Source organism: Paenibacillus sp. VMFN-D1, assembly GCF_003386155.1.
In the GTDB taxonomy this organism is placed as follows: Bacteria; Bacillota; Bacilli; order Paenibacillales; family Paenibacillaceae; genus Paenibacillus_AQ; species Paenibacillus_AQ favisporus.
Window position 1 is genome coordinate 1 of sequence record NZ_QRDU01000002.1, and the last position, 22,417, is coordinate 22,417.

Annotated in this window: 23 protein-coding genes, 16 tRNA genes and 1 rRNA gene; 32 read left to right on the forward strand and 8 right to left on the reverse strand. The window is 53.7% G+C overall.

Annotated features, from left to right (window positions below; translation table 11 throughout):
- The 24 genes from C7820_RS15060 to C7820_RS15175 form a co-directional block, all read left to right on the forward strand.
- A 23S ribosomal RNA gene (locus C7820_RS15060) occupies positions 1–97 on the forward strand; the annotation flags it as partial.
- Positions 98–165: 68 nt separating this feature from the next.
- Positions 166–241, forward strand: a tRNA-Asn gene (locus tag C7820_RS15065).
- A 4-nt stretch (positions 242–245) separates the two neighbouring features.
- Positions 246–337: transfer RNA gene (locus C7820_RS15070), tRNA-Ser, on the forward strand.
- Positions 338–346: 9 nt separating this feature from the next.
- Positions 347–421, forward strand: a tRNA-Glu gene (locus C7820_RS15075).
- A 93-nt stretch (positions 422–514) separates the two neighbouring features.
- Positions 515–590: transfer RNA gene (locus C7820_RS15080), tRNA-Val, on the forward strand.
- 35 nt (positions 591–625) lie between these two features.
- Positions 626–699, forward strand: a tRNA-Met gene (locus C7820_RS15085).
- Positions 700–736: 37 nt separating this feature from the next.
- Positions 737–813 (forward strand) — tRNA-Asp (locus C7820_RS15090).
- Positions 814–870: 57 nt separating this feature from the next.
- Positions 871–946, forward strand: a tRNA-Phe gene (locus C7820_RS15095).
- Positions 947–969: 23 nt separating this feature from the next.
- A tRNA-Thr gene (locus C7820_RS15100) sits at positions 970–1,045 on the forward strand.
- A 3-nt stretch (positions 1,046–1,048) separates the two neighbouring features.
- A tRNA-Tyr gene (locus C7820_RS15105) sits at positions 1,049–1,134 on the forward strand.
- Between the two features lie 10 nt (positions 1,135–1,144).
- Positions 1,145–1,218: transfer RNA gene (locus tag C7820_RS15110), tRNA-Trp, on the forward strand.
- A gap of 31 nt (positions 1,219–1,249) precedes the next feature.
- A tRNA-His gene (locus tag C7820_RS15115) sits at positions 1,250–1,325 on the forward strand.
- Between the two features lie 22 nt (positions 1,326–1,347).
- Positions 1,348–1,422, forward strand: a tRNA-Gln gene (locus C7820_RS15120).
- Between the two features lie 6 nt (positions 1,423–1,428).
- Positions 1,429–1,503, forward strand: a tRNA-Gly gene (locus C7820_RS15125).
- Between the two features lie 9 nt (positions 1,504–1,512).
- Positions 1,513–1,586, forward strand: a tRNA-Cys gene (locus C7820_RS15130).
- Positions 1,587–1,598: 12 nt separating this feature from the next.
- Positions 1,599–1,675, forward strand: a tRNA-Arg gene (locus C7820_RS15135).
- Positions 1,676–1,692: 17 nt separating this feature from the next.
- A tRNA-Leu gene (locus C7820_RS15140) sits at positions 1,693–1,772 on the forward strand.
- Positions 1,773–2,506: 734 nt separating this feature from the next.
- Positions 2,507–2,812 (forward strand): LiaF transmembrane domain-containing protein, encoded by a 306-nt coding sequence (locus C7820_RS15145; RefSeq protein ID WP_076175192.1) that lies wholly within the window; start codon positions 2,507–2,509, stop codon positions 2,810–2,812.
- A 78-nt stretch (positions 2,813–2,890) separates the two neighbouring features.
- Positions 2,891–3,565 (forward strand): PspA/IM30 family protein, encoded by a 675-nt coding sequence (locus C7820_RS15150; protein WP_116231802.1) that lies wholly within the window; start codon positions 2,891–2,893, stop codon positions 3,563–3,565.
- Positions 3,566–3,569: 4 nt separating this feature from the next.
- Complete coding sequence (locus C7820_RS15155) at positions 3,570–4,058, forward strand: PspC domain-containing protein (protein ID WP_116231803.1); 489 nt, start codon at positions 3,570–3,572, stop codon at positions 4,056–4,058.
- Positions 4,059–4,061: 3 nt separating this feature from the next.
- Complete coding sequence (locus tag C7820_RS15160) at positions 4,062–4,766, forward strand: PspA/IM30 family protein (RefSeq protein ID WP_116231804.1); 705 nt, start codon at positions 4,062–4,064, stop codon at positions 4,764–4,766.
- Between the two features lie 173 nt (positions 4,767–4,939).
- Positions 4,940–5,587: a cell wall-active antibiotics response protein LiaF gene (gene liaF / locus C7820_RS15165; protein ID WP_076175183.1), complete on the forward strand. Its 648-nt coding sequence runs from the start codon at positions 4,940–4,942 to the stop codon at positions 5,585–5,587.
- Positions 5,588–5,602: 15 nt separating this feature from the next.
- Positions 5,603–6,685, forward strand: coding sequence for a sensor histidine kinase (locus C7820_RS15170; RefSeq protein WP_116231805.1), 1,083 nt, complete (start codon positions 5,603–5,605; stop codon positions 6,683–6,685).
- Entirely contained in the window at positions 6,666–7,313 is a 648-nt protein-coding gene (locus C7820_RS15175; protein ID WP_076175243.1) for a response regulator transcription factor, read from the forward strand. Before C7820_RS15170 ends, C7820_RS15175 begins: the two co-directional genes overlap by 20 nt.
- Positions 7,314–7,420: 107 nt before the next feature.
- On the opposite strand, the gene C7820_RS15180 is transcribed toward C7820_RS15175, so the two are convergent.
- Entirely contained in the window at positions 7,421–7,753 is a 333-nt protein-coding gene (locus C7820_RS15180) for a hypothetical protein (protein WP_116231806.1), read from the reverse strand.
- 175 nt (positions 7,754–7,928) lie between these two features.
- Between C7820_RS15180 and C7820_RS15185 the strand changes: the two genes are divergently transcribed.
- The 3 genes from C7820_RS15185 to C7820_RS15195 all read left to right on the forward strand — a co-directional run bounded on the left by C7820_RS15185 (position 7,929) and on the right by C7820_RS15195 (position 12,143).
- The gene (locus C7820_RS15185; RefSeq protein WP_116231807.1) at positions 7,929–8,693 is read left to right on the forward strand and encodes a YwmB family TATA-box binding protein; all 765 of its coding nucleotides are present in this window, start codon (positions 7,929–7,931) and stop codon (positions 8,691–8,693) included.
- A 168-nt stretch (positions 8,694–8,861) separates the two neighbouring features.
- Entirely contained in the window at positions 8,862–10,412 is a 1,551-nt protein-coding gene (gene zwf / locus C7820_RS15190) for a glucose-6-phosphate dehydrogenase (RefSeq protein ID WP_116231808.1), read from the forward strand.
- Positions 10,413–10,559: 147 nt separating this feature from the next.
- On the forward strand, positions 10,560–12,143 hold the full coding sequence (locus tag C7820_RS15195; protein WP_076175173.1) for a peptide chain release factor 3: 1,584 nt from the start codon (positions 10,560–10,562) through the stop codon (positions 12,141–12,143).
- A 95-nt stretch (positions 12,144–12,238) separates the two neighbouring features.
- Here the strand turns inward: C7820_RS15195 and C7820_RS15200 are convergent, their stop codons facing one another.
- Positions 12,239–12,472: a small acid-soluble spore protein SspI gene (locus C7820_RS15200; RefSeq protein WP_076175171.1), complete on the reverse strand. Its 234-nt coding sequence runs from the start codon at positions 12,470–12,472 to the stop codon at positions 12,239–12,241.
- Between the two features lie 218 nt (positions 12,473–12,690).
- On the opposite strand from C7820_RS15200, the gene C7820_RS15205 reads away from it, so the two are divergent.
- On the forward strand, positions 12,691–13,353 hold the full coding sequence (locus tag C7820_RS15205; RefSeq protein WP_076175169.1) for a potassium channel family protein: 663 nt from the start codon (positions 12,691–12,693) through the stop codon (positions 13,351–13,353).
- A 78-nt stretch (positions 13,354–13,431) separates the two neighbouring features.
- The gene (locus C7820_RS15210; protein WP_116231809.1) at positions 13,432–14,229 is read left to right on the forward strand and encodes a TrmH family RNA methyltransferase; all 798 of its coding nucleotides are present in this window, start codon (positions 13,432–13,434) and stop codon (positions 14,227–14,229) included.
- A gap of 78 nt (positions 14,230–14,307) precedes the next feature.
- Here the strand turns inward: C7820_RS15210 and C7820_RS15215 are convergent, their stop codons facing one another.
- The 5 genes from C7820_RS15215 to C7820_RS15235 form a co-directional block, all read right to left on the reverse strand.
- A complete protein-coding gene (locus C7820_RS15215; RefSeq protein WP_089549876.1) occupies positions 14,308–15,162 on the reverse strand; it encodes an SDR family oxidoreductase in 855 nt (284 codons plus the stop codon).
- Positions 15,146–16,246, reverse strand: a complete 1,101-nt coding sequence (uxuA, locus tag C7820_RS15220; protein ID WP_116231810.1) for a mannonate dehydratase — start codon at positions 16,244–16,246, stop codon at positions 15,146–15,148. Before uxuA ends, C7820_RS15215 begins: the two co-directional genes overlap by 17 nt.
- Positions 16,247–16,367: 121 nt before the next feature.
- Positions 16,368–17,042, reverse strand: coding sequence for a GntR family transcriptional regulator (locus tag C7820_RS15225; RefSeq protein WP_116231811.1), 675 nt, complete (start codon positions 17,040–17,042; stop codon positions 16,368–16,370).
- Between the two features lie 327 nt (positions 17,043–17,369).
- Complete coding sequence (clpP, locus tag C7820_RS15230) at positions 17,370–17,963, reverse strand: ATP-dependent Clp endopeptidase proteolytic subunit ClpP (protein ID WP_258875268.1); 594 nt, start codon at positions 17,961–17,963, stop codon at positions 17,370–17,372.
- A 30-nt stretch (positions 17,964–17,993) separates the two neighbouring features.
- Entirely contained in the window at positions 17,994–18,689 is a 696-nt protein-coding gene (locus tag C7820_RS15235) for a sigma-70 family RNA polymerase sigma factor (RefSeq protein ID WP_116231813.1), read from the reverse strand.
- 247 nt (positions 18,690–18,936) lie between these two features.
- Between C7820_RS15235 and yunB the strand changes: the two genes are divergently transcribed.
- Positions 18,937–19,776 (forward strand): sporulation protein YunB, encoded by an 840-nt coding sequence (gene yunB, locus C7820_RS15245; RefSeq protein ID WP_116231815.1) that lies wholly within the window; start codon positions 18,937–18,939, stop codon positions 19,774–19,776.
- Between the two features lie 48 nt (positions 19,777–19,824).
- Here the strand turns inward: yunB and C7820_RS15250 are convergent, their stop codons facing one another.
- Positions 19,825–20,916 carry a M23 family metallopeptidase gene (locus C7820_RS15250; protein ID WP_116231816.1) on the reverse strand — a complete coding sequence of 364 codons (1,092 nt, stop codon included), beginning with the start codon at positions 20,914–20,916 and terminating at the stop codon, positions 19,825–19,827.
- Positions 20,917–21,103: 187 nt separating this feature from the next.
- Here C7820_RS15250 and lipA point away from each other — a divergent pair, with 187 nt between their 5' ends.
- Together lipA and C7820_RS15260 are read left to right on the forward strand one after the other, a co-directional pair.
- Positions 21,104–21,985 carry a lipoyl synthase gene (lipA, locus tag C7820_RS15255; RefSeq protein WP_234489770.1) on the forward strand — a complete coding sequence of 294 codons (882 nt, stop codon included), beginning with the start codon at positions 21,104–21,106 and terminating at the stop codon, positions 21,983–21,985.
- Between the two features lie 45 nt (positions 21,986–22,030).
- Positions 22,031–22,342, forward strand: a complete 312-nt coding sequence (locus C7820_RS15260) for a YutD family protein (protein WP_076175150.1) — start codon at positions 22,031–22,033, stop codon at positions 22,340–22,342.
- Positions 22,343–22,417 lie beyond the last annotated feature (75 nt).

Consider the following 22,417-nt stretch of genomic DNA (forward strand, 5'->3'; position numbering starts at 1 on the left):
GTAAGACCCCTTGTAGACGACGAGGTAGATAGGTTGGAGGTGGAAGTGCAGCAATGCATGGAGCTGACCAATACTAATCGGTCGAGGGCTTATCCAATAAATATAAAATGTAGATTCGTTTCGTATCTAGTTTTCAAGTGATCAAACACTTGAATTAAATATTGTTCCCTGATAGCTCAGTTGGTAGAGCACTCGACTGTTAATCGAGTTGTCACAGGTTCGAGTCCTGTTCGGGGAGCCATTATGGAGAGGTGTCCGAGTTGGCCGAAGGAGCACGATTGGAAATCGTGTAGGCGCCAAAAGCGTCTCGAGGGTTCGAATCCCTCTCTCTCCGCCATTATAGTTTGGCCCGTTGGTCAAGGGGTTAAGACACCTCCCTTTCACGGAGGTAACATGGGTTCGAATCCCATACGGGTCACCACTTTAATTATTAGCTTCAGGGATGAGAATCCCAAAGAAAAAATGCTTGCCTTTTTAGTGGTTTATCTGCTAAGATATTAAAAGTGTTTCTTATGGAGGCTTAGCTCAGCTGGGAGAGCATCTGCCTTACAAGCAGAGGGTCGGGGGTTCGATCCCCTCAGCCTCCACCATCTATACTTTAAAGAAAATAAATATTTTTTAATGACGCGGGGTGGAGCAGTCCGGTAGCTCGTCGGGCTCATAACCCGAAGGTCGCAGGTTCAAATCCTGCCCCCGCAATTTATCTCCTTACGTATGGAGATACATAATTGGCCGTGGAACCGTGGTGTAGAGGCCTAACATGCCTGCCTGTCACGCAGGAGATCGCGGGTTCGAATCCCGTCGGTTCCGCCATTTATTTTCTTGAGAGTTTAGTTTGTTGCAATAATGCTCTTAATAAAAACAAAATTAGGCTCGGTAGCTCAGTCGGTAGAGCAGAGGACTGAAAATCCTCGTGTCGGCGGTTCGATTCCGTCCCGAGCCACCATGAATTTAATAACAAGCATAAAAGCCGGTGTAGCTCAATTGGTAGAGCAACTGACTTGTAATCAGTAGGTTGGGGGTTCAAGTCCTCTCGCCGGCACCATATGGAGGCTTAGCGAAGTGGCCAAACGCAGCAGACTGTAAATCTGTTCTCGTACGAGTTCGGTGGTTCGAATCCATCAGCCTCCACCAGTTTTATTATAGGGGCATAGTTTAAAGGTAGAACAGCGGTCTCCAAAACCGTTAGTGTGGGTTCAATTCCTGCTGCCCCTGCCATTCGAAATACAGTTTCATATCTTTTATTATGGCGGTCGTGGCGAAGGGGTTAACGCACCGGATTGTGGCTCCGGCATTCGTGGGTTCAAGTCCCATCGATCGCCCCATAACTTATAATGACAATCTTGTTGGGGATTAGCCAAGCGGTAAGGCAACGGACTTTGACTCCGTCATGCATAGGTTCGAATCCTATATCCCCAGCCAGTTTAAGCGGACGTGGCTCAGCGGTAGAGCATCGCCTTGCCAAGGCGAGGGTCGCGGGTTCGATTCCCGTCGTCCGCTCCATTTGATTTCGGCGCCATAGCCAAGTGGTAAGGCACAGCTCTGCAAAAGCTTTATCCCCAGTTCGAATCTGGGTGGCGCCTCCATTAATTTCATATGCGCCCTTAGCTCAGCTGGATAGAGCGTTTGACTACGAATCAAAAGGTCAGGAGTTCGAATCTCTTAGGGCGCGCCATTTTTTTAACTGAATATGCCGGTGTGGCGGAATTGGCAGACGCGCGCGACTCAAAATCGTGAGGGAAACCGTGGGGGTTCGAGTCCCTTCACCGGCATCATAGAGAAAAGCCTTGGATATCTTTCCAAGGCTTTTTCTTGTATAGACTAACATTGTAAACCGAGCCATCGTTCGTCGTTCGTTAATCTCCCATCCCGCTATATTGCACTTCTCCTTCCAATCAGCCACCTGATGATATCCCGCAGAAAGGCGGCCATTTTAATTCGTATTGCGTTTATTTGTATGGCTTGTATGGCGTTTAATTCGTATCCTTTTGTTTTATGTAGGTCCTATCCGCATAATGTTCTCTTTATATGACATGCCCTCGTAAGATGGGAGTAAGAGGGTGTACAACAGCCTTGAACAAGATCCTCTGATCATCCGTTCGTTCTACCATTACTCCCTTTGAACGTGTTCCCCATCCTTGTTTAAAGTTGATAAACCATTCCAGCCGGCTTTACCGGGGCTAAACTGGCTCAATGTTTCTTTAGCTAAGAGCTAAATCCCTTGCTCAGAGCCTCCAACGATTCCCTATCCCAAGCATTGTTTAAGTAAACTGCTCATTGAAGTTCCCATAGCGTGTCGATCATGCCCTATAAACGGGATATTGGAGCTTCAGTGGAGGATGTGGCTGCCGCGTTCCATGCAGAAAAAGCTTGCTTCGTCTAAGGTCCGAGCCTTCCCCCGACTTAGGTCTAGGATTAAAAACCGTCTGGGGTCCGTTTTGGAAAACCCGGATAGAACCTAAAATAGAGTCATAAGGTTGATACAAACGAAAGGCGGTGACAAAGCATGAGAACAAATAAAACTTCTGGTTGGGCGATCGTATTGATCGCAATCGGAGCACTGATGCTCCTGGGAGTATTCGCTCCATTATTCGGCAGGCTGATCGGATTGATCTTCCCGATCCTGATGATCGTGCTCGGCTATTATGGAATTCGCAGAGGTAAGGTGGTCATCGGTACGATTATCCTCGCATTCGGTGTCATGGGACTTCTGGCGAAGCTGTCCTGGATCATCGGACCGCTGCTGGGAATTGCCCTGGTAGTGTTCGGGATTATGCTGCTGAAAGGTAAGAAGTCGTCGAAGTGGATGTAACGGTAACAAAGAATTACCTTCAATAAATACAATCAAACGAATAGGCGATCACAGCTTATAAGGAGGGAGCAAAAACAGATGAGCGTATTTCGCAGGGTACGGGATATCACCGTAGCGACATTAAATGAACGTTTGGAACAAAGTCAGGACCCGGTACGGTTGATCGATCAGTTTTTGGCATCAACGCGTGACGATATTATGGAAGCCGAGAAGCTCGTTCAGCAGTACTCCGCTCATGTGAGACAGCTGAAGCAGCAAGTGGATCAGGCATCCAGTATGAAGGAAAAGCGTGAGGAGCAGGCGCTGCTGGCTCTGAAGGCCGGCGAGGATCATCTAGCCAAGCTCGCACTGCAGGAAAAAATCATCTATGAAGAAAAGCTCGAGCAATACGGAGGACTGCTGGATACAACCCGCCAGTCGCTCACCGAGCTGGAAAATCAACTGAACGACCTGAAATTGGAGTACCAAACCGTGTACAGCAAACGTCAATACTACGCGGCACGGATGGAAACCCTCAGACTTCAGCAACGGATGAATCAGCGCATGGAAGGTTTTGGCGGACAGGATGTTCCCAAGATGTTCAACCGTCTGGAAGACCGCATTTCCGATTGGGAATTTGAAGCACGCAGTCTGCGCGACCTGCGCCGCGGCGGTCAGGAACTGTTCGAACAAGCCAGCGGAACGGTATCCAGCGTGCTGGAAAGGGAGCTGGCCCGCCTGAAGGAAAAGCTGAACAACAGCGGAAAGGAGTAACGTCATGAGCAAGCTATACCGATCGACCCGCGATAAAATGGTCACCGGTTTGTGCGGCGGTCTGTCCGATACATTGGGCATCGATTCCACGCTGCTGCGGATCCTGTTCTTGATCAGTATCCCATTTACCGGCGGGACCACGCTGTTCATCTACTTTATCGCGGCTTTGGTCATCCCTAAAGAACCAACGACACCTTTTAATCCATATGGACCGGGACCGGGGGTAGCTGGGGGAGGATACTACGGCAATAGTATGGGATCCGGCAGCTACTACGGCAACGGTCAGCAAGGCAATGGCGCTTATGGTGCCCAATCTTTTGACCCTAGAGCCAAATACAACGGTTCGGCTTACGGCGGAGGCAGACCGGGCGGATACAGCTCGTCCGCATCCGACCTGGACGCCATGATGGAAGATATCGAGAAGAAAGCCATGAAGAAAGAGCTTGAGGAATTGAAAAAAAAATTATCTAAGTACGAGAAGGGAGAAGTGTAAAACATGGGAGTATTTAAAAGAATTAAGGATATGACGAAAGCATCGGTGAACGAGGTATTGGATAAAGTTGAAGATCCGGTAATTATGCTGAACCAGTATCTGCGCGATATGGAGGCAGAAATCCATGACGCGGAAGTTACAGTAGCGAAGCAAATGGCCAATGAGCGCCGCATGAAGCAGCGCGTGGAAGAAGCCGTGAAGATGGCCGGCCAACGTGAGGCTCAAGCTGAACTGGCACTTCGTAACGGCCAGGAAGAAGTAGCGCGCAAGCTGCTCGAGGAAAAGATTTATTTTGACCAAAAACTGTCCGAGTACCAAGAACTGCATGCTCAATCCGAGGCGCAGGCCAAAGAACTGGTACAGCAGCTCCATGACATGAAAGACGAGTTCTACAAAATGCGCAACAAGCGCAATGAGCTCGTAGCCCGTGCTCAAATGGCGAAAGCCAAAAAGCAAATGTCTCAAATCAGCAGCCTGCATACGATCGAAAGCGGAAGCGCGTCCCTTGGATTCCACCGCATGGAAGAAAAGATCATGCAAATGGAAGCTGAAGCCGATGTGATGCGTGCCCCTTACCGTCCGGAAACATCCGCCTTCACCAGCCCGGTCGATGCGGAGAAGCAGCTGAAGGTGGAAGAACAGCTCAGCGCGCTGAAAAGCAAGCTGAACCCGACGACTGCCGCTCCTTCCAAATCGAATAAAGAATAAGTATTCAATTCTGCGGACAATATGATATGCTAGGAAGAATGGAATAAGGGCGCGAGACCTCATTCACATCTTCCTGGATCCCGGTGAAGCCATAAGGAGTGTGCCCGTCACAACCCTATGGCTTTTCCGGTCTTACTTTTCCGATAAACCAAGACATCATAAGGAGGTGCGGCATGGAAAAAAGAAATCGCTTCATTGCGCTGATTCTCATCGGGATCGGCCTCCTCATGCTCTTCGGCAGGTGGGTCGGCTTTTTTACCATCGTCGCCCTCTTATTCATTCTTATGGGAATTTATACGATTCGCGGCGGAAAAGTGAAGAGAGGCTACCGTCTTGTGGCGGTCGGAGCTATCCTGCTGCTAATTGATCATTTGCTGATCGTGCTGGGGATTGCGCTGATCTCCCTGGGATGGTTTTTTGTAAAGGCAAGGAAGGTACAAAACCGGGACGGGTACCTACAGAAGCAGGGCTTTTCGGGGCATTACAATTGGGATCAGGTCCCTTGGGCTATGAGAAGCCAGAGCGTCTGGCATGTTATCAACGAAGCCGATCTGGATTTGTCGCTTGCGATCCCCGAGGAACACCGTACGGTGATGATGTTTCAAGGCATCATGGGGGATACGGACATCAAAATTCCGGAGTATTACGGGGTGGAGCTTGAAGTGTTCGTCCTGTTCGGCGCGATCGATTTCAGAGGGCATCGGGATAACGGCTTGATGAACCGTTTGAACTGGAAATCCCCAAATTATGAGACCAGCGAATACAAAGTTAAATTCCATATTTCCTACCTGGTAGGAGATGTTGATATTGATCTGTCATAGGAGGAGGGTTCCCTGATGAAAACCCGAAAACCGGCTAATATGGTCTCCCGGAGCATGGGCGAGGGGGCCCTTCTTTCTTTTGTTATGCTCCTGATCATTTTTTACGTGCTTTATACATATGGTTATTTGGCCCCGTTTGATTCTTGGCAAAAAACGCTGCAGGCCGGTGCTACGCTGATCCTGGTTCCGATCGGTCTGGGAGCTATCTTCGGGTTCTATCAGAGCTACCGGGTCAAAATGAAGCTGGAACGGCTGCGGGAGACGCTGCTCTCCTGGGAAAAAGGGAACGTCGCCCGCTCCGTGCCGGAGCTTGGCAGCGACGAGGTCGGGCGCCTTGGCGAGCAGCTTGGGCGCATCAGCAAAAAGTGGGAGGAGCAGGTCAACTCCCTTCAGCGCTTATCCACGAACAATGCCCAGCTGGCTGAGCAGGCGCGGATATCGGCGATCGTAGAGGAGCGCCAGAGGCTGGCGCGGGAGCTGCATGATGCGGTATCCCAGCAGCTGTTTGCGATATCGATGACGGCGACGGCCGTGGGGAGGACGCTTGAGAAGGATTTTGACAAGGCTCAGCGCCAGGTGGCGCTCATCGAAGAAATGGCCGCCGTGGCCCAATCGGAAATGAGAGCGCTGCTGCTGCATCTCCGGCCGGTCTATCTGGAAGGCAAGCCGTTGGAGCAAGGACTCGGCGAGCTGATCAAAGAGCTCAAAGTGAAGGTTCCGATGGAAATCGTGTTTGAAATGGACAAAGGCATCCACTTGGTAAAAGGAATCGAAAACCATCTGTTCCGAATCATCCAGGAAGCGATGTCTAACACGCTCCGGCATGCCAAAGCGGATAAGATGGAAATCCGGATTCACCAAAAGAAAGACATGGTCTGGGTCATGCTGCGTGACGACGGCCAGGGCTTCGAACTAAACGAGACAAAACAGGCCTCTTACGGCCTTTCCAATATGCAGGAACGCGTCAATGAAATCGGCGGATCGATCCAAATCATTACGGCGCCCGGCAAGGGTACGCGAATCGAAATTACCGTGCCGATTGTATCTGAAGACAAAGTAGGGAGTGAGGATCTTGGAAATGGAAACACCCATGATTAAAGTGCTGCTCGTCGATGACCACGAGATGGTGCGGATCGGTCTGGCGGCCGTGCTGGGGACTGAGGACGGCATCGAAGTCGTCGGCGAGGCAGGCAGCGGGGAGGAAGGCATCCGCCTTGCCCGGGAATACAAACCCGACGTCGTCCTGATGGACCTGGTGATGGAGGGCATGGACGGGATTGAGGCGACGCGGCAGCTGCTGAAGCTGTACCCGGACTGCAAGGTGATCGTGCTGACAAGCTATTTGGACGACGAGAAAATGTACCCGGTTATCGAGGCCGGTGCATTCAGCTACCTGCTGAAGACGTCGCGCGCAAGCGAAATCGCCGACGCCATCCGCGCCGCGGCGCGCGGCCAATCGGTCTTGGAATCGCAGGTCGCCTCCAAGATGATGAACCGGTTCCGCCATCCGGAGGTGGAGGCCCCGGCGCACAAGGAGCTGACCGACCGCGAAATGGATGTGCTCCGCCTTTTGGCGCAGGGCAAGTCCAACCAGGAAATCGCCGATGACCTCATCATTGGAATCAAAACGGTCAAGTTCCATGTGACGAACATCCTGGCGAAACTGGGCGTAGACGACCGCACGCAGGCGGCGATCTACGCTTACAAGAACGGTTTGGCGGAATAGTTGGATTGAATCCAGAGCAAATTAATCCATAGCAGATGAAAAGCCCCTGAGGAGCGGATAGCTTCCAGGGGCTTTTTTAGATAATGATGTGTAAGTTTTGAAGACTGCTAAATCAAAAACAGCAGCCCGAGGGTGGCCAGACTCAGCGCCAGGCCAGCTCCAAAGCCGAATCCATAGCCATACGGATAATAAGGATAGAAGGCGCGGACAGTGGCTTTTTGTGGAGCTTTGGCTACAGGCCCCTTAGCGCGTTTTTTATGGCCGCCCTTTACTTTGGCGCCGTGCAGCTGGGTGCCTTCCGGCCCGTTCAGAATAATATGGCCGTCTTTGCACTCGGTCAGCTTTCCGGTATATACTCTGCCGTCATACATACAGGCGGCGACCATTTTGCCGCAGTGCCGCCGAATATTTTCTTCTGTTAATGGGTAAATAGGGATCATGGAAGTGTGCGAACCTCCCTTATCATTTTTATTAACCAGTGTATTCACCGCCTATGGACGCGGCTATGGTCATTCACCCAATTTCGCCTATCGTGCGGCTTTAGGTATAATCGCCCCGGAAACGGACATCCTTTTAGTAGATTGATAGATTTCCTGGTGAAGGGATGTATGAGGGATGATGGCAGTCCGGAGATGGGCAGGTTTAGGTTTGGCGGTATGCGTAGCGGCTTTGGTATGGATGGGGTATTTGTGGTACAGTGCGAATCAGACGTCGGCGCCGTCCCATCAGGATCCGGAAGAATTGCGCACCCTCTTGAAGCTGGGAAATGAAGTGGTGGACGTGCCGCAGCGTCTGGTTGTGAAGTGGCAGGGAGACTGGGAAGCCAACGGAAATCAGGATGCGTACGAGGCGGCCGAGGGGCTGTCCCGATCGCTGAATCTGCCGGGAGTACAGCAGCTGACGGAAGGCGGTCACTTGACATACCGGGTCGTGGATACGAAAAATGGCGTTAACGTGCGGTTTAACTGGCAGGAGATTTCAGAGGATCGCAGTTATATTATTATTCAAATGGAGGCGGCTGGTGATGAGCAGCTGAGCGCCTTGACCGAACTCCAGTCGGAATACGGACAAGCATTGCACGAAAACGGCATCGATGCTGAATGGAATGCTTCTTTGCAGGGAACGGTTAAAGGGGAGCATCCTGCCGGATCGACCATGAAAGCGGTAGAGGATGGCATTTTCAGACATATGGCGGCGACTAAGGCGGAAACCTACGAGGATGCGACTACGGTCAGCAACGCTTACGAGGTGCCTTCATTGCGGTCCGGCATCCAAAGCGGAGGGAAGGTTCTGAACATGCAGGTGGCGGTTCATGAGGATCAATCGACCGGCAGCAGCCGGGTGACGATCGGGCTTCCGGTCATTACGATTGAGTATTAGATCTGCCTAGCACGCAGAAAGAAATTTTTGATTTACGACCAAGTTAAACGGATAGCATCATGCTGATGAATGTGCTAAAATGACATCAATCATTTTATGCCACCAAATTATGGTGTAAAATCGGGATTTTGAAGAGACCAAAATACGACATAGAAAGAATGAGGAGCCATGACTGAAAATCAAAATCTTGAAGCACTCAAAACACCTGGTGCTGTATTTTTTATTTTCGGGGCAACCGGGGATTTGGCCAAACGCAAACTGTTTCCTGCCATTTATAGTTTGTACCGTGAAGGTAAATTAGCCGAGGATTTTGCGGTCATCGGCGTCGCGCGGCGTCCGCGTACCCAGGAGGAGTTCCGTGAGGACATCTTCCAGTCGATTCAGGAATTTTGCCGTTACAAGGCGGAGAACAACGACAACTGGAAGACGTTTGCGCAGCATTTTGAATATAAGTCCCTCGATATCAACAACGTCGACGGGTTCCGTGAATTAAACGAACAGACGGTTAATCTGGAGAAGCAGTTCGGCATTCCGGGCAACCGCCTGTTCTATCTGGCCCTGGCGCCGGAGCTGTTCGGAAGCGTATCGTTTAACCTGCAAAAGGGCGGCATGCTGGATGCCGAAGGCTGGAACCGCCTCGTCATCGAGAAGCCGTTCGGCTACGATCTGAAATCGGCTGAAGAGCTGAACGAACAGATTCGCCAGGTCTTTAAAGAAGAAGAGATTTACCGGATCGACCACTATCTGGGCAAGGAAATGGTGCAGAATATCGAAGTCATCCGGTTCGCCAACGCGTTTTTCGAGCCGCTGTGGAACAACAAGCATATTGCCAACGTGCAGATTACGCTGAGCGAAACCGTCGGCGTTGAAGAGCGCGGAGGGTACTACGACCATGCCGGTGCACTCCGTGATATGGGACAAAACCATATGCTGCAGATGCTGACGATGATCGCGATGGAGCCGCCTAGCCGCCTGCTGCCGGAGGACATCCGCGACGAGAAGGTGAAGGTGCTCCGTTCGCTCCGGCCTTACGAGACAGCGGAAGAAGTGAAGAAGAACGTCATCCGCGGCCAGTACATCAAGGGCTCTGCCCGTGGTAAGGACCTGCCGGCCTACCGTGAGGAGGACAAGGTCGACCCGAATTCCAATACGGAAACGTATTTTGCGGCGCGGCTGTTCGTGGATAATTTCCGCTGGGCGGGCGTACCGTTCTACATCCGGACAGGCAAACGCCTTCCGGTCAAAACGACGGAAATCGTCGTGGAATTCAAGAGCATGCCGAACAACGTGTATTTGGGTAAAAAATACAAGCTCGAACCGAATCTGCTGGTCATCCGGGTGAACCCGATGGAAGGCATCTACGTAAAGATCAACGCGAAGAAGCCGGGCTCTGAAAATGAAATCGAGCCGCTTGCGATGGACTTCTGCCAGAGCTGCATGGTCGGCATCAACTCGCCTGAGGCGTATGAGCGCCTGCTGCATGATGCAGCCCGTGGCGAATCGACGTATTTCACCCGCTGGGATGAAGTGGCGTCGGCCTGGTCCTTCGTCGATAAAATCGCCGAAGCCTGGGCGCAAAATCAGGGTGATATCTCTTATTATCCTGCCGGGTCCTGGGGACCGAAGGAAACGGACGAACTGCTGAAAGCGGACGGCTTCCACTGGTGGCCGGTGAACGGCCAGGAAGAGGACAACGTCGTGTGGCAGATTGGCAAATAAAACCGTTGTGCCGGTGCTTGCCTTATGTTTCACTAAAGACATAGCCTGAAATGAAATCATCCTCATGCAGCCTCTGCATGGGGGTGATTTGCGTAGAGAATGTGATACAATAATAGACATGACTTTAGTGATGAAGGGAATAGTGAAATGAGCAAAGCGATAGATGATACGCTGCAGCAGGAAGTGGAGAAGCGCCGGACGTTCGCGATTATCTCCCACCCGGACGCAGGTAAAACGACATTAACGGAAAAGCTGCTCCTGTTCGGCGGCGCGATCCGGCTGGCCGGTACGGTCAAAGCGCGCAAAGCGAGCAAGCACGCGACCAGTGACTGGATGGAAATCGAGAAGCAGCGGGGGATCTCGGTTACTTCGTCGGTGATGCAGTTCGATTATAACGGACATCGGGTCAACATTCTGGACACCCCGGGTCACCAGGACTTCAGTGAAGATACGTACCGTACGCTGACCGCTGCCGACAGCGCCGTCATGCTGATCGACGTGGCCAAAGGGGTCGAGGCCCAGACGATCAAGCTGTTCCAGGTTTGCGCGAAGCGGGGCATTCCGATTTTTACGTTTATTAACAAGCTCGACCGGGAAGGCCGGAGTCCGTTCGACCTGATGGAGGAGCTGGAGCAGGTGCTTGGCATCCGCTCCGTGCCGATGAACTGGCCGATCGGGACCGGACGCGAGCTGTGCGGTGTCTACGACCGCATGAAGAATCAGGTCGAGCTGTTCCAAGGGAACGACCACTCGACTATCCAGGTACAGAAGGTGGAGGACTATAACGACCCGGTTATCCGTGAGATGGCGGGGGATTACCTGCACGATCAGCTGTGCCAGGACTTGGAGCTGCTGGACGTGGCGGGGGACCAATTTGACCTGGAAAAGGTACAAAAGGGCGAACTGACGCCGCTGTTCTTCGGCAGTGCGATCAACAACTTCGGGGTGCAGACGTTCCTGGAGAACTTCCTGCAGCTGGCCCCGCCGCCGGAGCCGCGTCGCAGCACGGCTGGGTTGATCGAGCCGACGAACGAGAAGTTCTCGGGTTACATTTTCAAAATCCAGGCGAACATGAACCCGGCGCACCGGGACCGTATCGCTTTCATGCGGATCGTGTCCGGCAAATTCCAGCGCGGCATGACCGTCAAGCATGTGCGGGTCGGCAAGGACATCAAGCTGTCGCAGCCGCAGCAGTTCCTGGCACAGGACCGCGACATCGTCGATGAGGCGTATCCTGGCGATATCGTCGGGCTGTTTGACCCGGGCATTTTCCGGATCGGCGACTCGCTGAGCCAAGGCAGCGAAATCGTCTTTGACGAGCTGCCGACGTTCTCGCCGGAGATTTTCTCCAAGGTAACGGTCAAGAACGCCCTGAAGCACAAGCAGTACCAGAAGGGCATCGACCAGCTGACGGAGGAAGGGACCATTCAGGTGTTCCATACGGTCAGCTTCGACGATACGATTCTCGGCGTTGTCGGCCAGCTGCAGTTCGAAGTATTCGAATACCGGATGAAAGGCGAGTACGGCGTGGATGTGCAGCTGCAGCGGATGCCGTACCAGTTCGCCCGCTGGATCGTGGACGACCAGATCGATCCGAGCAAATTCCGCATCAACTCGACGCTGGTGAAGGATAAGAAGGGCAACTATGTCGTGCTGTTCGAAAACGAATATGCGATGCGGACGGCGATGGAAAAAAATCCAACCGCGAAGTTTTTGGAGACAGCGCCTTAAGTCTGCTGAAGCTTCTGTAATATAGGAAATACCCCTCAGCTGTTTCCCAGCGGAGGGGTATTTGTCGTTGTGCGGTAAAAGCACCGGCGTCTTTGTTAAGTCAATGGCCCCGGCTTAATCGTCTTGAGGTGCTCATGAGCCACATGGACGAGCTCGTTCTGCTGCTTCGTGTCGATATTTTTCCACATCATCTCAAAGATCGCTCCCAAGCCGGGGAGCGCCTGCTCCGGACCGTCGACGGACCCTTCAATCATTTCACGAAGCTCGGCTTCATTGGAATCATGGACCTTATGGACAATAGCTTGGCGCAGGTCGAGAAGAATTGACATGATCGTTTTCCCTCCAGGCTAAAAGTATGAACCCTTCACATCAGAGCCGCGCCCGCTTCCATATATCGTGCGGACGACGTCCCGCTTCCCAGGGCTCAGTCTGAATTGTAATGATATTCTTTAGTAATGTGCCCCGAGGCGGGTGGCAAAATTCAGATTTTTCACCCGCTGTGATATAATAAGCAGGATAGACTTCTTATAGTCGTGGAGGTTAACATATGGCGAAAAAGCAGTACGCCGTCATCGGTATGGGGCGCTTTGGCTCCAGTGTTGCAAACACACTGAGCGAGATGGGGTTTGACGTGCTTGCCATCGATTCGGATGAACAGCGCACCCAGGCGGTATCAAATATGGTTACGCATGCCGTATCAGCGGATTCAACGGATGAAGAGGCGCTTCGTGCCCTGGGCATCCGCAATTTTGACGTGGTGGTTGTCGCCATCGGCGAAGACATCCAATCCAGTATTTTGACGACGCTCATTCTGAAGGATCTCGGGGTCGGAACGATTATCGTCAAGGCGCAAAATGAACTGCACGGCAAGGTTTTGCAAAAGATCGGCGCCGATAAAGTGATTTTTCCGGAGCGGGATATGGGTATGCGGGTCGCCCACCATCTCACTTCGCCGAATATTTTGGATTACATCGAGATTTCCGAAGACTACAGCATTTTGGAATTAAAGGCTTCGCAGGACATGGTCGGCAAAAACTTGAGGGAGCTCGACATTCGCGCCCGCTTCGGCTGCAACGTCATGGCGATCAAGCACGGCACGAAGATGGATATTTCGCCGTATGCCGACGCCCCGCTGAGCGAAGACGACGTACTCGTTATCGTTGGCGAGAAAAGCGATTTGACCAAGCTGGAGCTGGCTTATCCGAAATGATCCGATCCTCAACGCGAAAACCTCGTGCTGGGGCAGAGGAGCAGTTTGACAGATGAATCATGAGAAGGACGGTTAAGGATGGACATCATTTCACCGCAAAATCCCCGGGTCAAGGAATGGGCGCAGCTGCTCGAGAAGAAGCACCGGGACAAGCAGCATAAATATATCATCGAGGGCATTCATCTCGTGCAGGAGGCGCTGACGGCCGGGGCAGACCTGGAGTGCGTCGCGTTTGACCTGGAGCAGGGGATTCCGTCCGAGCTTGCCCACCTGGCCGGCGGGGAATCTGTGGAGTGGATCGGCGTATCGCCTGCGGTCATCGCGAAGTGTACGGATACCAAAACGCCGCAGCCGGTTTTTGCCATTGCCCGGAAGCCCAAGACCGCGGCAGGGCTTGACGCCCTGATGAGCCGGGAGGGCAGCCTGGTCATCGTCCTGGACGGCGTGCAGGACCCCGGCAATGTCGGGACGATCATCCGCAGTGCCGATGCGGCGGGGGCGGACGGGGTCATTCTGGGGCGCGGGTCGGCCGACCTGTACAACCCGAAGACGATCCGCTCGACCATGGGGTCGCTGTTCCATTTACCCGTGGTGGAGGGTGATTTGATGGAGATCCTGCCGGAGGCAAAGCGGAGCGGCGCGAGGGTGATCAGCACCAGCCTGCAGGCGCAGGACACGTGCTACAGCTACGATTTCCGGCAGGGCTCCTGCTGGCTGCTCGTCGGCAACGAAGCCAAAGGGGTATCGGAGCAGGCGCAGCAGCTGGTGGATGACGCGCTCATCATTCCGATGCGGGGGCAGGCCGAGTCGCTGAACGTGGCGATGGCTTCGACGCTGATGCTGTTCGAGGCGATGCGGCAGCGGCATTTTGATTGAACCTGCCTGCTCGTGAGTATAAAAATAAAAGGCAATTCCGATCGGTGTGCGATGCGGAGCTGCCTTTTTTGCGTTTCGTTACACGCCCGAATAGGCCATAAATCCGCCGTCAACGGGCACCACCGTGCCGGTGACAAATCCCGAGGTGGTGTCGTCCACCAGCCAGAGCAGGGTACCCAGCAGGTCTTCCGGAACGCCGAACCGGCGCATCGGCGTGTGGCTGATGATTTTATGGGAACGTTCGGTCAGGGACCCGTCCTCGTTCGTCAGCAGTTTCCGGTTCTGTTCCGTCAGGAAAAAGCCGGGGGCAATGGCGTTGACCCGGATGCCCGATTCGGCGAGGTGAACCGCCAGCCATTGAGTAAAGTTGTTAATCGCGGCTTTGGCTGCGCTGTACGCCGGCACCTTGGTCATAGGACTCGGTGCGCTCATGGAGGATATGTTCAGCACAACTGCGCCGGGACGGCCGATCATCTGCCCGGCAAAGACCTGGGTCGGAATGAGGGTGCCGATCATATTGAGGCCAAGCACGTTCTGGAATCCCTGGATGCTGAGATCAAAAAACGTCGTGATCCCTGGTTGTCCAAGGTGCTCCGGCTTATAGATCTCTTCCGTCGTGTTAGCACTGGGATGATTTCCGCCCGCTCCGTTAATCAGGATGTCGCACGGGCCGAAGGCCTCGCGGACCTGGCGCTCCGCCGCCTGCACGCTGCCAGGCTCCATCACGTCGCAGGCCACGGCAAGCGCCTGACCGCCCGCTTCGCGGATTTGCCGGGCAACGGCTTCGCCCTTTTCCGCCGTCCGGTTCAAAATCGCGACCTTCACCCCTTGGCGTCCGAGCTCCAGCGCCATCGCGCTGCAGAGAACCCCGGACCCGCCGGTAACAACGGCTGTTTTTCCGTGCAGGGCAGGGTGGTTAGGCAATGCTTTCATGCGTATCCCTCTTTTCTGCGGTAGGTTGAAGCTTCTGGTAGGCGTCCCACAGCCCCCAGAGATACATAATCCCCATGGCGCGGTCATACAGGCCGTATCCCGGCCGGCACTGCTCGCCCCATAAATGTCTGCCGTGGTCCGGGCGGGCATAACCGGTAAAGCCGGTGTCATGATATGCCTTGACGATGCCCGCGATATCGACGGTGCCGTCCTGCGTCCGGTGCGAAGTCTCGATAAAATCGCCGTTCTCATACACGCGCACATTGCGGATATGTGCAAAAGGAATCCGGTCCGCAAACTCATGGATCATGGCGATGATGTCGTTGTCCGGATTGGCCCCCAGGGAGCCGCTGCACAGCGTAATGCCATTGGACGGGCTGTCTACAAGGGAGAGCAGACGCCGTAGGCTGTCCTGGCCGGTAATAATACGCGGCAGCCCAAAAATTGGCCATGGCGGATCGTCCGGGTGGATGGCCATCGTAATGCCGCAGCGCTCCGCAGTTGGAATGACCGCCTCCAGGAAATAGGCGAGATGGTCCCATAGATCCTCAGACGTCACATTCCGATAGGCCTCAAACAGAGAGGTCAGATGCGCAAGACGTTCGGGTTCCCAGCCGGGCATCGTCAGGGAGCTGTTCTGGTTGATCGTCTGCACAAGGTCAAACGGGTCAATGCCGTGGATTTTGGATTTTTCAAAAAAGAGTGCGGTGGAGCCGTCCTCCAGCCGCTTGTAGAGTTCCGTCCGGGCCCAGTCGAACACCGGCATAAAGTTGTAACAAATCACTTTCACGCCGACCTGCGCCAGCTTTTCGATCGTTTTGACGTAATTGTCGATATACTTGTCCCGGGTCGGCAGGCCCAGCTTAATATCCTCGTGAACGTTAACGCTTTCCACCACGTCAATATGAAGGTTATGTGCTGCAGCCTGATCCCGAACAGCGATGATCTTCTCCATCGGCCATTCGTCTCCGGCCGGGACGTCATGAAGCGCCCACACGATCCCTTCGACACCGGGAATTTGTTTGATATGATCCAGCGAAACCGTGTCATTGCCTTCGCCGAACCAACGGAATACCATACGCAATCCCATACACCGCCTTGTCATTATGTTGTTTTGCAGAAAGAAGCTGCTGCCATTTCATCGGCACCATTGCCGGTACCGGTATGGCATGCTCCGGCGGCCTTGCTACACAGGCCAGCTTGACTTACTTGAAATATTCCGGGTAGCGCTGTTTCAGGACCGGGAGGTTCGAAATGCTGAGGGTTAGATGCTCCTTCATGATCCGTTCGGCGAGGTCCGCATTCCGGCTGCGGATGGCTTGGATCATTTCCCGGTGCTGCTCAAACAGGTTCCCCCAGTGCGGATCCAGCGACAGCCATAACACGCGGGTGCGGTTCAGATGCGCGTTCATCTGCTGAATGACGTTCCATGTGCCCATTTTCCGGACGCCCTCAAACAGGATTCGGTGAAAAGCCTCGTCGAGCTCAAACATTCGTTTGCCGTCAAGCCGCTTCATGCTCTCCTGCTGCATCACGAGATTGTTCTCCATCTCCTGCAGCTTGTCTGCGGGAAAGGACTCGCAGGCGAGACGGATGACGGCCTTCTCCAGCTGCTCGCGCATGAACCGGGCTTCCTCCACCATGTCCGGATCGATCAGCGAGACACGGGTTCCCCTTTGAGGCAGCACCAGCAGCAGACCCTCCTGGGCCAGGCGTACGAAGCTCTCCCGAACCGGCGTCCGGCTGACGTGGAAGGTCAGAGACGTTTCTTTCTCGGACAGGGCCGTACCCGGGGGAAGCTCCAGACTGACAATTTGCTGCTTGAGCTGTTGGTACACGAGATTTCCGGCTGAACCGGATTGGAGCATAGTTTCATCCATTTCATGGATACCTCCTGACACTTCCATACTACCATACAAGTATGGTAGACGAAATGAAAATTTGCAGCTGACCGACCTGGATATTAGAATGAAAAGTCAATCAAATGCAGGCCAATAGGATTAAGCAGGTTCTGCAAGCTCTGAAAACCTGTCATGGAAAAGGGCGTACAGGGTGGAGAGCCGGGTTTAGGACAGAAAAAAGCCGGCGGACATAGTCCGTCGGCTTTTTAATCTGGCAGAGCGCTGCAACGATCGTGCGGGCATGAATCTTCTGTGCACATGGCGGTAGGTCGGTTAGCTGCAGTTTGCCGGGCTTACAGCGTTCGGTTATTTTACCGGCTGCGTAATGATCCGGTCCACGATGCCGTATTCCAGTGCTTCCTGGGCGGTGAGGAAGAAGTCGCGATTGGTATCCTTCTCGATGCGTTCTAGCGGCTGCCCGGTTTTCTCCGCGATAAAATCGTTGATCTTGCTTCGCAGCTTCAAAATCCGGCGGGCCGTGATATCGATATCGGCAGCGGGGCCTTGGGCTCCACCTAGCGGCTGATGCAGCATGAACTCGCTGTTGGGGAGGGCATAACGCATGCCCTTTTCCCCGGCAAGGAAGAGCACGGCGCCCATGGATGCGGCAATGCCCATGCAGATCGTGGTGACCTTCGGCTTGATGTAGTCCATCGTGTCCAAAATGGCATAGCCTGCCGAGGTAGAGCCCCCTGGGCTGTTGATATACAGGGATATATCCTTCTCCGGATCGTCGGCGGCCAGGAACAGCAGCTGTGCGATGATGCTGTTGGCCACCACGTCGTTCACTTCGGAACCGAGAAAAATAATCCGGTCCTTCAAAAGGCGCGAATAAATATCATAGGAACGCTCGCCAAGCCGGCTTTGTTCCACAACGTAAGGAATCGTGTTCATGTTCATGGCCTCCTTTATATGGGAAGGCACAAGGATCTACGCCGCACAGCGCAGGGACATACCCGATCCGGAGGACATCCGTGTCCGGCCGAAACCGACCACTGGGGCCCGGTCCGTTGCCGGCTGCAGGGCTTCCATTAGCCGCTGGAGCAGCTCAGGCTTCTCCTGCCGGATGGCGGTCAGCAGGATATGGCGAAACTCTTCCTGCTCGACGTCCTTCCAGTGCGGGTCCGGTGAAATGGCTTCGCCGGTGTCTCCGCTGAGGTTGCGGCGCGCCCTGTGCAGCAGTGATTTGACTGTCGTTTCGTTCAGTTCCAGCATGCTGGCGATATCCGACACCCGGCTCTCAAACACGTCCTTCAGCACGAACACCAGCAGCTGCTTTGGCGTCAGCTTCTCCATCAAGGTGTCGAGCCCGGACAGAAGCGTATCGATCGGGTGATCGGTTGATTGCGGCTCAACCATCGGTTCGGCCGACTCACGCGACCTTTTACGGACGAGATCGATCCAATGGTTGCGTGCAATGGTCATCATAAGCGGCAGGCTGGGCTGCCGCGGAGATGACGGGTCTTTCAGGCAGAAGCGCAGCGTTTTATCGATGGTGTCATGTGCCAGATCTTCGGCATCCCAGCGGTTGCGGGTGACGCTCAGGCAGAATTTTTTCAAACTTGGGTACAGCTCCGAAATATCCTCGCGATGATATCCGGTGCCATGGAATTGACGGATTAACATGTTAATCACACTCCTGTAGAGGCCTCTATAGAGATAACGTTTGAACAGGGGGAAAAGGATACGGGATGCTCATTTTTTTAAAATATTATGTTAAAAGGGGATTACGATCTTTCTCCAATATTGATACCAGTATAACAAAATATGAAAGTGGCTGCTCCCTGGCAGGAGCGGGGCTTGCTCTTCTTTTTTGCCAAGCCCGGGCATATGCTGATAAGGTAACCTACGGCTTCGAAGGAGGGGTTCCGGCATGAAAAGAAGGGCCAGATGGCGCAGCAGAGGGGCGAGCAGGCCGCGGAGCCGGCGGAGGGTATGGCTGATCGGTGCATTGGTTTTTCTCATTCTTATGCTCCAGGGCTTCGCCTATGTTGAAAATCATCTGAAGCCGCCCATCATGTACCTAGCCAAAATCCGCATGAAGCAGATTGCAACCGACGCCATTAACGAAGCGGTGGCTGCGCAGGTGGCGGAAGGCGAGAACGCGGATGATCTGATCGATTGGAAAATGGATACGTCCGGCAAAGTGTCCGGCTTTATGCTGAATTACGCAGAGCATATGAAAATTACCTCAAGCACCTTTAAGGTGGTTCAGTCCACGCTGGAGGACAAACATAAGCTGGCCGAGAGCATTCCGCTGGGCCAGGCGCTCGGCAGCCCGATCATTGCATCCTTCGGCCCCAATATTCCGATTCGGGTCGAGCCTCAAGGTGCGGTCAAGGTAGATCTGAAAACGAGAGAAAAAGATGCGGGGATCAATATGGTGCTCGTGGAGATTTACATTCATGTAACGGTCGAAGTGGGAGTTGTCGTGCCGTTCGACATGGAGCCGGAAATCGTCGATACGGAAATCCCGGTCTCCTACCTGATGGTCGTCGGCAACGTGCCGATGTATTATTACGACAGCAAGGGCACGCCGGTCGGGGAGAACGGGGCCGCGGCGCCAAGCATCGCGCTGCCCGGAGCCGGAGCGCAAAGCCAGCAAGGCGGAAGCCCGGCGGCCGTTACCCCGCCCAGCATCCATCCGGGAGGGGAAAACCCCGCAACAACGGATTCGACGAGCGGGGTAACGGGGGAGGCAGCGAAGCACTAAACGGCCTTGGTATAGCGATATGAAAAAGGGACCTCCCGAACACGCGGTTCAGGAGGATCCCTTTTTCTGTTTCAGCGCTTTGCGCTCTTCCATTTCCCACCGCCGGAGGGATGGATAAGGGTCGAACGACCATTCGACCAGGCCGCTGTCACGGTAGATGCCGTAGTGCAGATGCGGAGGGAATTTACCCTGTGTGCCGGGTTTCCCGTAGCCGGAGCTGCCGACCCAGCCGATCGTTTGTCCTGGTGTGACGATATCCCCCTGTTTGATGGACTTTTCAAACCCCTGCAGATGAGCGTAGTAATGATAATGGTTGTCCAGATCCCGGATGCCGATTCGCCAACCGCCGAACGGGTTCCACCCCTTGAGCTCAACTACGCCATAGCAGGTGCTTCTTACGGGAACCCCGTAGTTCGCAAAGATGTCCGTGCCTTCATGGATCCGGTAACCTCCCCAGCTCCGCCCGCTTCCCCAGGTGCTCCGGTACGAGTAGCTGCTGCTGATGGGGAGAGGGAAGGCATGCCCGGATAAATCCAGCGTGCCGAATTTTTCATACAGCTTGGAGAATTGTTCGATCCGTTGAACCGAGCGGCTGTTATGGTAATATTCCCACATCGCGATGTTGAAATCTTCCTGTGATTTGCCGTACCGCTGCAAATAATCCGCCATGCTGTACAGCACGTCAAGGTCGTTGTCGGGATCTGCCCGCCCGTCGCCGGAGCCGTCGCGGCCGTACCCGTCGAAGATGGAAATGGACCGCGGGTTATGATCGTTCAATTCCGGATTGAACACTCCCGACCAGGCCGGTTCCGTAATGAGGATGCCGGTGAGGCGCTCCGGGTGCTTGCGATCCTTGGGATGGGCTTTGGTCAAGGTCCGTTCGTACTGGTCGATCGCGGCAATTCTGTACCAAGGGATGTTGGTGGCCTTGCTGATCTTCGCATAGAGTGCCTTTCTGGACTCCAGGATTTCTGTCCGGCTCAGCTGGTCCAGCGATTTGGCGGCTTGGTTAGGCTCCGGAGCCGCCGGCTCCGCGTCCACCTTGCCTGGAAGGTGAAAGCAGCCCAGCAGCAGCGCCGATGCGAGTACACCTGTCAGCGAACGTTTGAGCCACCGTGTGTGCGGAACAATGTATTTCATCGGTTCTCTACCTCCTGCCAGTTTGATGCAGTCCTCGCTCAATATTCGGACTGGACCGACATAGCCTTAGAGTGAATCAAGAACCTCGAATTTATCCGTGCTTGGAAATGGAAGTATTTTGGCTGATTTCATGATATAATATGGAACATGCAGCAGCTAACCATGATAGCGAAAGAAGGTCAGAACATTGCCTACGAATACCATCAAGGAGCCAAAGCCGGATTGGATTCGCATCAAACTGACAACCGGTGACAATTACCAGGAAATCAAGAGCATGATGCGCTCTAAGACCCTTCACACGGTATGTGAAGAAGCACGTTGCCCTAACATATATGAGTGCTGGGCCAATCGTACCGCCACGTTTATGATTCTCGGCGATATTTGTACGCGGGCCTGCCGTTTTTGTGCAGTAAATACAGGAAAACCGACGGAACTGGATCTCCAGGAACCGGAACGTGTCGCTGAAGCGGCGGAGAACATGGGTCTGCGCCACTGCGTCATCACCAGTGTGGCCCGGGACGATCTGTCCGACGGCGGTGCGTCTATTTTCGCAGAGTCGATCAAGGCTGTCCGCAAGCGTCTGCCGCTGTGCAGCGTGGAGGTGCTGATTCCGGACTTTATGGGCAATTGGGACGCCCTGAAGACCGTAATGGACGCGAAGCCGGATATTTTGAACCATAACATTGAAACGGTGGAACGCATGTCGAATCGTGTGCGCGCCAAAGCGAAGTATGACCGCTCCCTGGAGCTGCTGCGCAGAGCGAAGGAAATGCAGCCAAACATTCCGACGAAGTCCAGCATCATGCTGGGAGTCGGCGAAGAATGGGATGAAATTTTGCAGGCGATGGACGACCTTCGCGCCGTGGATTGCAACATTATGACAATCGGGCAATATTTGCAGCCTTCTCCGCAGCATTTAAATGTGGTTAAATATTATCATCCGGATGAGTTTGCCGCTCTGAAGGAAGAAGGCATGAAGCGGGGATTCAGCCACGTGGAATCCGGACCGCTTGTGCGCAGCTCCTACCATGCCCATGAGCAGGTACAATCCGCTGCACAGCATAAATAGGCGCCATTATACGATAACCTCAGGCAGAAAGGCAGGGGTAGTTCATTGATTCTGATCGGCGGAAAAAATTATGAGGTGCTTAAAGATCATAAAGACGGTTGGAACCTTGAAGCCTTTCGTGAACGATACAGTGAAGTGCTGGACCGCTACGACTATATTGTCGGCGATTGGGGCTACAGTCAGCTCAGGCTTAAAGGGTTTTACCGGGATAAGCATCCCAAAGCAACCAAAGACACAGCCATTTCCGGCATGATGGATTACATTAACGAATACTGCAACTTCGGCTGCGCGTACTTTGTACTGCAGAAGAGCCGGGAGTCGCAGCCTAAAGAGAAAACAAAAAGCGGTTCCGTATAGGAGCCGCTTTTTGTTATGAGATCAGAAAGTATAAGTTTCGGAGCTTCTGCTTCCTGATCTCGCAAGAAAAACCTC